A 6,568-nucleotide genomic window follows, 5' to 3' on the forward strand; every position below is an offset into this window, starting at 1 on the left:
CTCTCCCAGGAAGAAGCCGTCGGCCTCGTTGTCAACGGTTTCGTCAAGGATGTGCTGCAGCAGCTGCCGATGGAGTTCGCAGTCGAGGCGCAGAAGCTGATCTCGATCTCGCTCGAAGGCAGTGTGGGTTAAGGCCTTATCCTTCGAGCCGCGCTCCGCGCGGCTCGGGACCCGGAACAAACGGAAGTGAATGATGCCATTGCTTGAAGTGAAAGACCTGCAGGTCCGCGTCGAAGAGCGCGAGATTCTCCACGGGTTGTCGCTTGCGGTGAACAAGGGAGAGGTCCACGCCATCATGGGTCCGAATGGCTCCGGCAAGTCGACGCTGTCCCATGTCATCGCCGGCAAACCCGGCTACGAGGTCACCGGCGGGGAAATCCTGTTCAAGGGCGAAGATTTGCTGGCGATGTCGCCGGACGAGCGCGCCGCCAAGGGGGTGTTCCTGGCTTTCCAGTATCCGGTGGAAATTCCCGGTGTCGCCACCATGACCTTCCTGCGTACCGCGCTGAACGCACAGCGCAAGGCGCGCGGCGAGAGCGAATATTCGACTCCGGATTTTCTCAAGAAGGTGCGTGAGGTCGCTTCCCGGCTGAGCATTCCGCAGGACATGCTCAAGCGCGGCGTCAATGTCGGCTTTTCCGGCGGCGAAAAGAAGCGCAACGAGGTGCTGCAGATGGCGCTGTTCGAGCCCGCTCTGTGCATCCTGGACGAGATGGATTCCGGCCTCGACATCGACGCGCTGCGCGTGGCGGCTGACGGCGTCAACGCGCTGCGCTCGCCCGAGCGCGCCATGATCGTCATCACCCACTATCAGCGGCTTCTGAACTACATCGTGCCCGACGTGGTGCATGTGATGTCGAAGGGCCGGGTGGTGAAGAGCGGCGGCAAGGACCTGGCGCTGGAGCTGGAGGCGTCCGGCTATGCCCAGTTCGAGGACGCGGCTTGAAGCTGAAACGGATTTTGTGATGAATCTTGCGTTGGCAAAGACTGAGACCGGGCGCGCGGTGAGCGACCTGTTTGCCGCGGCGCTTGACCGTCTGCCCGGTGCAGGCAGGGTGGCCGAGGTCCGCCGGCAGGCCTTCGAGGCCTTCGAGCGTTTAGGTCTGCCGCACCGCCGGATCGAGGAATGGAAATATACCGATCTGCGCGCGTTGATGCGCGAGATAAAGCCGCTGGCGCCGAAACCGGATGCGGCGGCGCTCGCGCGCGCGCGGACGGCGCTGCAATCGCATGCGGTTGAAGGCGCCTCGAAGCTCGTGCTGGTGGATGGCGTTTTCGTACCCGAGCTGTCGGATGCCGCGGGCGCCGGTGTCAGCGTTCGGACGCTGCGCGAGATTCTGGAGAATGCCGGGAGCCAGGCTGTCGCCGACCTGCTGATCACCAACCCGCCGGACGTGATGATCTCGCTCAATGCGGCGCTCGCGACCGACGGCGTCGTGGTCGGCATCGCCGAGGGTGCGGCGCTCGCCCATCCGATCCAGATCATCCATGTCGCGACCGCAGCGTCCGCGTCAGCCTTCACCCGCTCGCTCCTGCAAATCGGCAAGGGGGGGCGCGTGACGCTGGTCGAGAGCTTCGTCGCCGCCGAAGGCGCGACGGCCTACCAGGCCAACGACGCCGTCATCCTGTCGATCGGTGACGGCGCCGAGCTGTCGCAGGTCCGGCTGATGGCGGATGCGGCCGATGCCGTGAACATCACCTCGCAGATTTTCACGGTCGGCGCGCGAGCCAAGGTGAACCTGTTCAACATGACCAGCGGCGGCGCGGTGAGCCGGTTGCAAGGCTTCATCACGATGGCCGGCGAGGGCGCGGAGCTCTCCGTCAACGGCGTCAACCTGTTGAAGGCGACCCAGCACGGCGACACTACGCTGGTGGTCGACCATGCCGTCCCCGATTGCACCAGCCGCGAGGTGTTCCGTGCCGTGGTCGACGACCGCGCGCATTCGGTGTTCCAGGGCCGCATCATCGTCCGCCCCGATGCGCAGAAGACCGACGGCAAGATGATGACCCGGGCGCTCCTGCTGTCCGACGAGGCCGAAGCCGATAACAAGCCCGAGCTCGAGATTTTCGCCGACGACGTCAGCTGCGGGCATGGCGCGACTGCCGGCGCGCTCGACGACAACCTGCTGTTTTATCTGCGCGCGCGCGGCCTGCCCGAGAAGGAAGCGCAGGCGCTTCTGATCCAGGCCTTTGTCGGCGAAGCGATCGAGACGATCGCCGACGACGCTTTGCGCGAGTTCGCAATGGCGGTGGCGGCGCGCTGGCTGGAAGCACGAGGTCGATGATGCATCCCGCGGTCCTGAACGGTTCATATGACGTGGCGCGCGTGCGCGAGGATTTTCCAGCGCTGGCGCTGAAGGTCTATGGCAAGCCGCTGGTCTATCTCGACAATGCGGCGTCCGCGCAAAAGCCCAATGCGGTGCTCGATCGCATGATGACGGCCTACAAGACCGAATACGCCAACGTGCATCGCGGGCTGCATTATCTCGCAAACAGCGCGACCGAGGCCTATGAGGGCGCCCGCATCAAGGTCGCGAATTTTCTCAACGCCAAGCGCAGCGAGGAGATCATCTTCACCCGCAACGTCACCGAGGCGATCAACCTCGTGGCGTCGTCGTGGGGCGAGCCGAATATCGGAGCCGGCGACGAGATCGTGCTCTCGATCATGGAGCATCACTCCAACATCGTGCCCTGGCATTTCCTCAGGGAGCGTCACGGCGCGGTGATCAAATGGGCGCCGGTCGACGAAGAGGGCAATTTCCTGATCGAGGAGTTCGAAAAGCTGCTGACGCCGCGGACCAAGCTGGTCGCGATCACGCAGATGTCGAACGCGCTCGGCACCCTCGTGCCGGTCAAGGAGGTGGTCAGACTGGCCCACGCCCGCGGCATCCCGGTGCTGGTCGATGGCGCCCAGGGTGCCGTGCACCTTGCGATCGACGTGCAGGACATCGACTGCGATTTCTACGCCTTCACCGGTCACAAGCTGTACGGCCCGACCGGCATCGGCGCGCTCTATGCGAAACACGAGCATCTCGTCGCGATGCGCCCCTATAATGGCGGCGGCGAGATGATCCGCGAGGTGAGCCAGGACGGGGTGAGCTATGGCGATCCCCCGCACAAATTCGAGGCGGGAACGCCGCCGATCGTCCAGGCGATCGGCCTGGGAGCTGCGATCGACTATGTCAATTCGATCGGCAAGGCGCGCATTGCCGCCCACGAGCACGACCTCGTGACCTATGCGCAGGACCGTCTGCGCGAGATCAACTCGTTGCGGCTGATCGGCACCGCCAAGGACAAGGGACCGGTGATTTCCTTCGAGATGAAGGGCGCCCATGCCCACGACATCGCGACCGTGATCGACCGCCAGGGCGTCGCCGTGCGCGCCGGCACCCATTGCGTGATGCCGCTGTTGGAGCGATTTGGCGTCACCGCAACGTGCCGGGCGTCGTTTGGCATGTACAATACCCGCGAGGAAGTCGACCATCTGGCGCGGGCACTGCTCAAGGCGCGGGAACTGTTCGCATGACCGATACGGCCGAAGTCAAAGCCAGCCATATGGAAACTCATTCGGCGCTGCCGCCGGAGGAGACCGAGCGGCTGACCATCGAGATCATCGCGGCGCTGAAGACCGTGTTCGATCCGGAAATTCCGGCTGATATCTACGAGCTCGGCCTGATCTACAAGGTCGACATCAAGGACGATCGCTCGGTGGATGTCGTGATGACGCTGACGACGCCGAACTGTCCGGCAGCCGGTGAACTGCCGACGATGGTGGAGAACGCGGTAGCCAGCGTCCCCGGCGTGGGTGTGGTCAGTGTCAACATCGTCTGGGAGCCGTCATGGTCGCCGGAGCGGATGAGCGACGAGGCGCGGCTCGTGCTCAATATGTGGTGAGACGTTGCGTTACGAGACACGAACGGGTTCATGGAAACAAGGAGGCGGCATTGAATTGCCGCCGGGATCGACCACATGAGTGAGATGACACCAGCAGCACCAGCTCCCGCGTCCAAGCCCGAACCCAAGGCGAGGCGCCCGCGTCCGCAGGTCATGAAATTGACCGACGCGGCGGCGGAGCGCGTGCAGGAACTCACCAGGCGCGCGGATTCCGAAATCGTGGGCCTTCGGGTCGGCATCAAGAACGGCGGCTGCGCCGGTCAATCCTACACGGTCGAATATGCCCATGAGATCCGCCCGACCGACGAGATCGTCGAGGACAAGGGTGTCAAGATCCTGGTCGATCCGAAGGCCGTGCTGTTCCTGCTCGGCACCGAGATGGACTACAAGGCCGACCAGATGCAGGCGCAGTTCATCTTCAACAATCCGAACCAGGTTTCGGCCTGCGGCTGCGGCGAGTCGGTCCAGTTGAAGCCGGCGGAGGTCTGATCCGGCGTCCCGGACGCGCTGCGGCGTGGTTTCGGCGATGCGAAACATCCTCCACGACGCTGCTGCGCAGAGCCGGGATCCGGGAGGTGCAATATTCCTGGGGCTGGGCAGGGTCCATGGACCGCGATTTCCTGGTTGATCTGTTCTCGGATTTCGGACCGGTGACGATCCGTCCGATGTTTTCCGGTTTCGGCATTTCCGCTGATGGCACCAATTTTGCGATGGCGCTGCGCAGCGGCCTGTATTTTCGTGCCGACGATCAGACCATCCCGCAATTCGAAGCCGAGGGATCAAAGCCCTTTCAGTACCAGACCAGAACCAAAACCGTCACGGTTGGCTCATACTGGCAGTTGCCGGCGCGGCTGTTCGACGACCAGGAAGAACTATCCGGTTGGGCGCGGGCTGCGCTGGCGGCCGCGCAACGGGCGGCGCTGAACAAACGTCCGCGGACGCGGAAACCATCCCAGCCCGGGAAAAAGGCCGTGGCCACGAAGAGCGCCGAGCACGCGGCAAAACGCAGGACTGCCAAGATCAACACGGCAAAGGTCGGGGCGGCGAAGCGGAAGACGCCGTCGAAACGTCAGGCCACCTGACTCTGAATTTCTGCGGCGTATTCGGGATCGATCTCGCAAATGACGCGGTTGCGGCCGTTGCGTTTGGCCGCGTAGAGGCAGGCGTCGGCGCGTTCGATCAGCGCGTCGGTATTGTCGCCGGCTTTCAGCATGGAGACGCCGACCGAGATGGTGACGCGGCCGAGAATCTCGCCGGTGGATTTTTTCTTCAATTCCTTTGCCATTACGGCGCGGCGGATGTGATCGGCGACCGTGAGCGCCTGGCGCAGTGCGGTATCGGGCAGCACCACCGCGAATTCCTCGCCGCCATAGCGGGCGGTGATGTCCTGGCCCTTGATGGTCTGTTTCAACGACATGCTGACCAGTCGCAGCACCTGATCGCCGGTGAGGTGGCCATAGGAGTCGTTGAACGACTTGAAGTGATCGATATCCAACAAGAGCAGCGACAGCGGCTCGCCTTTGGCCAGCGCGTTCCGAACCTCGCTCTCGATCATGCGGTCGAAATATTTGCGGTTGCCGAGGCCGGTGAGCGGGTCGGTCAGGCTTTCGGTCCGCATGGCCTCGAGGCTTTGCTGGAGATTGCCGATTTCGCTTTTCGAGAGCGTCAGCCGTTCCTCCAGCGCCTTGTTGGTGTCACGCATCTCGCGGGTCGATTTGAGCAGGATTTCGACGATCGCCTCGACCTGATCGCGGTTCTTGGCTCCCGCGAGTTCCTGGCTTGCGCCGTTGAGGCTGACGTCATAGCGCACCGACATGCCCAGCGCATCGGTGAGGAGCGTCATCACATCGTCGATTTCGCCGATCACGCGTGCCCCGACCTTGTCGATGCGGTCGGTGGTCTTGATGTGGGAGAGATAGGTGTCGTGGACCTGCTCGAGGTCGGCTTCGCTGAGCTTGCCGCAGCGCGCCAGCGTTTCGTTGATGACCTTGTTCAGCTGCGGATTATATCCGGTCGCGTAGACGTACCAGATCTCGTAGTTGCGCGGGACGGCGGTCTGCCGAAGCGATTTGATCTGACCGAGCGCGACGTCGGCGAAAGCCATGGTGCGTTCGTGTTCGTCAAGCACATTGACCACGGATCACTTCCCCACAGCAAGCCGCGCCGCCTGCCCAGCAGCAATAGAACTAAACTATGGCCGCCAAGCTAGTGGAGGATTGTGAACGACCGGTAAATGGTTCCGGGCGGAACTCAGACCCGGGCGCGCACCGGTCGCAGCAGGAACGCCGGCAGATGCGAGTGGTCGGCGGGTTCGGATTCCACCTCGCTCGGCACGCGTCTCGGTTCGGCACGCGGAGCAGGCGCTGGCTGCGGCGCGGGCAGGTGCGCAGGCGGTCCGTCATGGCGCTTGGCACGGCGCGGTTCGCGCTCACCGGCGGGGCGCGGCTGGCGTTCACCAGCGGGGCGCGCCTCGTGCTCACCAGCGTGACGTGGTTCGCGCTCACTGTGGCGCGGTTCGCGCTCACCACTGTGGCGCGGTTCGCGCTCACGAATCGACTTGCGACCGCGGCGGGCGCCGTCGCGCGACCGTGGCTCGCGCGGCTGGTCGTGCTCTTGGGACATGCCCGCGCTCGGCGTGGAATCCACTTCGGCGCGAGGAATGTCTTGTCCGATC

The 6,568-nt window shown here is 63.8% G+C and carries 8 protein-coding genes; 7 read left to right on the forward strand and 1 reads right to left on the reverse strand.

Features of this window, described 5'->3' with window-relative positions; all coding sequences use genetic code 11:
* Nucleotides 1-193 precede the first annotated feature (193 nt).
* The 6 genes from sufC to WCB02_RS21790 all read left to right on the forward strand — a co-directional run bounded on the left by sufC (nucleotide 194) and on the right by WCB02_RS21790 (nucleotide 4,976).
* On the forward strand, nucleotides 194-946 hold the full coding sequence (gene sufC / locus WCB02_RS21765) for a Fe-S cluster assembly ATPase SufC (protein WP_423961297.1): 753 nt from the start codon (nucleotides 194-196) through the stop codon (nucleotides 944-946).
* A gap of 19 nt (nucleotides 947-965) precedes the next feature.
* A complete protein-coding gene (gene sufD / locus WCB02_RS21770; protein ID WP_423961299.1) occupies nucleotides 966-2,285 on the forward strand; it encodes a Fe-S cluster assembly protein SufD in 1,320 nt (439 codons plus the stop codon).
* Nucleotides 2,285-3,526 (forward strand): cysteine desulfurase, encoded by a 1,242-nt coding sequence (locus WCB02_RS21775; protein ID WP_423961300.1) that lies wholly within the window; start codon nucleotides 2,285-2,287, stop codon nucleotides 3,524-3,526. The genes sufD and WCB02_RS21775 overlap by 1 nt, the downstream gene beginning before the upstream one ends.
* Entirely contained in the window at nucleotides 3,523-3,894 is a 372-nt protein-coding gene (locus tag WCB02_RS21780) for an SUF system Fe-S cluster assembly protein (RefSeq protein WP_423961301.1), read from the forward strand. Before WCB02_RS21775 ends, WCB02_RS21780 begins: the two co-directional genes overlap by 4 nt.
* A gap of 75 nt (nucleotides 3,895-3,969) precedes the next feature.
* Nucleotides 3,970-4,383: a HesB/IscA family protein gene (locus WCB02_RS21785; RefSeq protein ID WP_423961302.1), complete on the forward strand. Its 414-nt coding sequence runs from the start codon at nucleotides 3,970-3,972 to the stop codon at nucleotides 4,381-4,383.
* Between the two features lie 116 nt (nucleotides 4,384-4,499).
* Entirely contained in the window at nucleotides 4,500-4,976 is a 477-nt protein-coding gene (locus WCB02_RS21790) for a TfoX/Sxy family protein (RefSeq protein ID WP_423961305.1), read from the forward strand.
* Here the strand turns inward: WCB02_RS21790 and WCB02_RS21795 are convergent.
* Nucleotides 4,964-6,031 carry a GGDEF domain-containing protein gene (locus WCB02_RS21795; protein WP_423961307.1) on the reverse strand — a complete coding sequence of 356 codons (1,068 nt, stop codon included), beginning with the start codon at nucleotides 6,029-6,031 and terminating at the stop codon, nucleotides 4,964-4,966. The genes WCB02_RS21790 and WCB02_RS21795 overlap by 13 nt on opposite strands.
* Nucleotides 6,032-6,294: 263 nt before the next feature.
* On the opposite strand from WCB02_RS21795, the gene WCB02_RS21800 reads away from it, so the two are divergent.
* Nucleotides 6,295-6,568 (forward strand): hypothetical protein (locus tag WCB02_RS21800; RefSeq protein ID WP_423961308.1); only part of this gene is annotated, 274 nt, incomplete at its 3' end.

Origin of the sequence: Bradyrhizobium sp., assembly GCF_049581145.1 — a bacterium.
Taxonomy (GTDB): Bacteria; Pseudomonadota; Alphaproteobacteria; order Rhizobiales; family Xanthobacteraceae; genus Bradyrhizobium.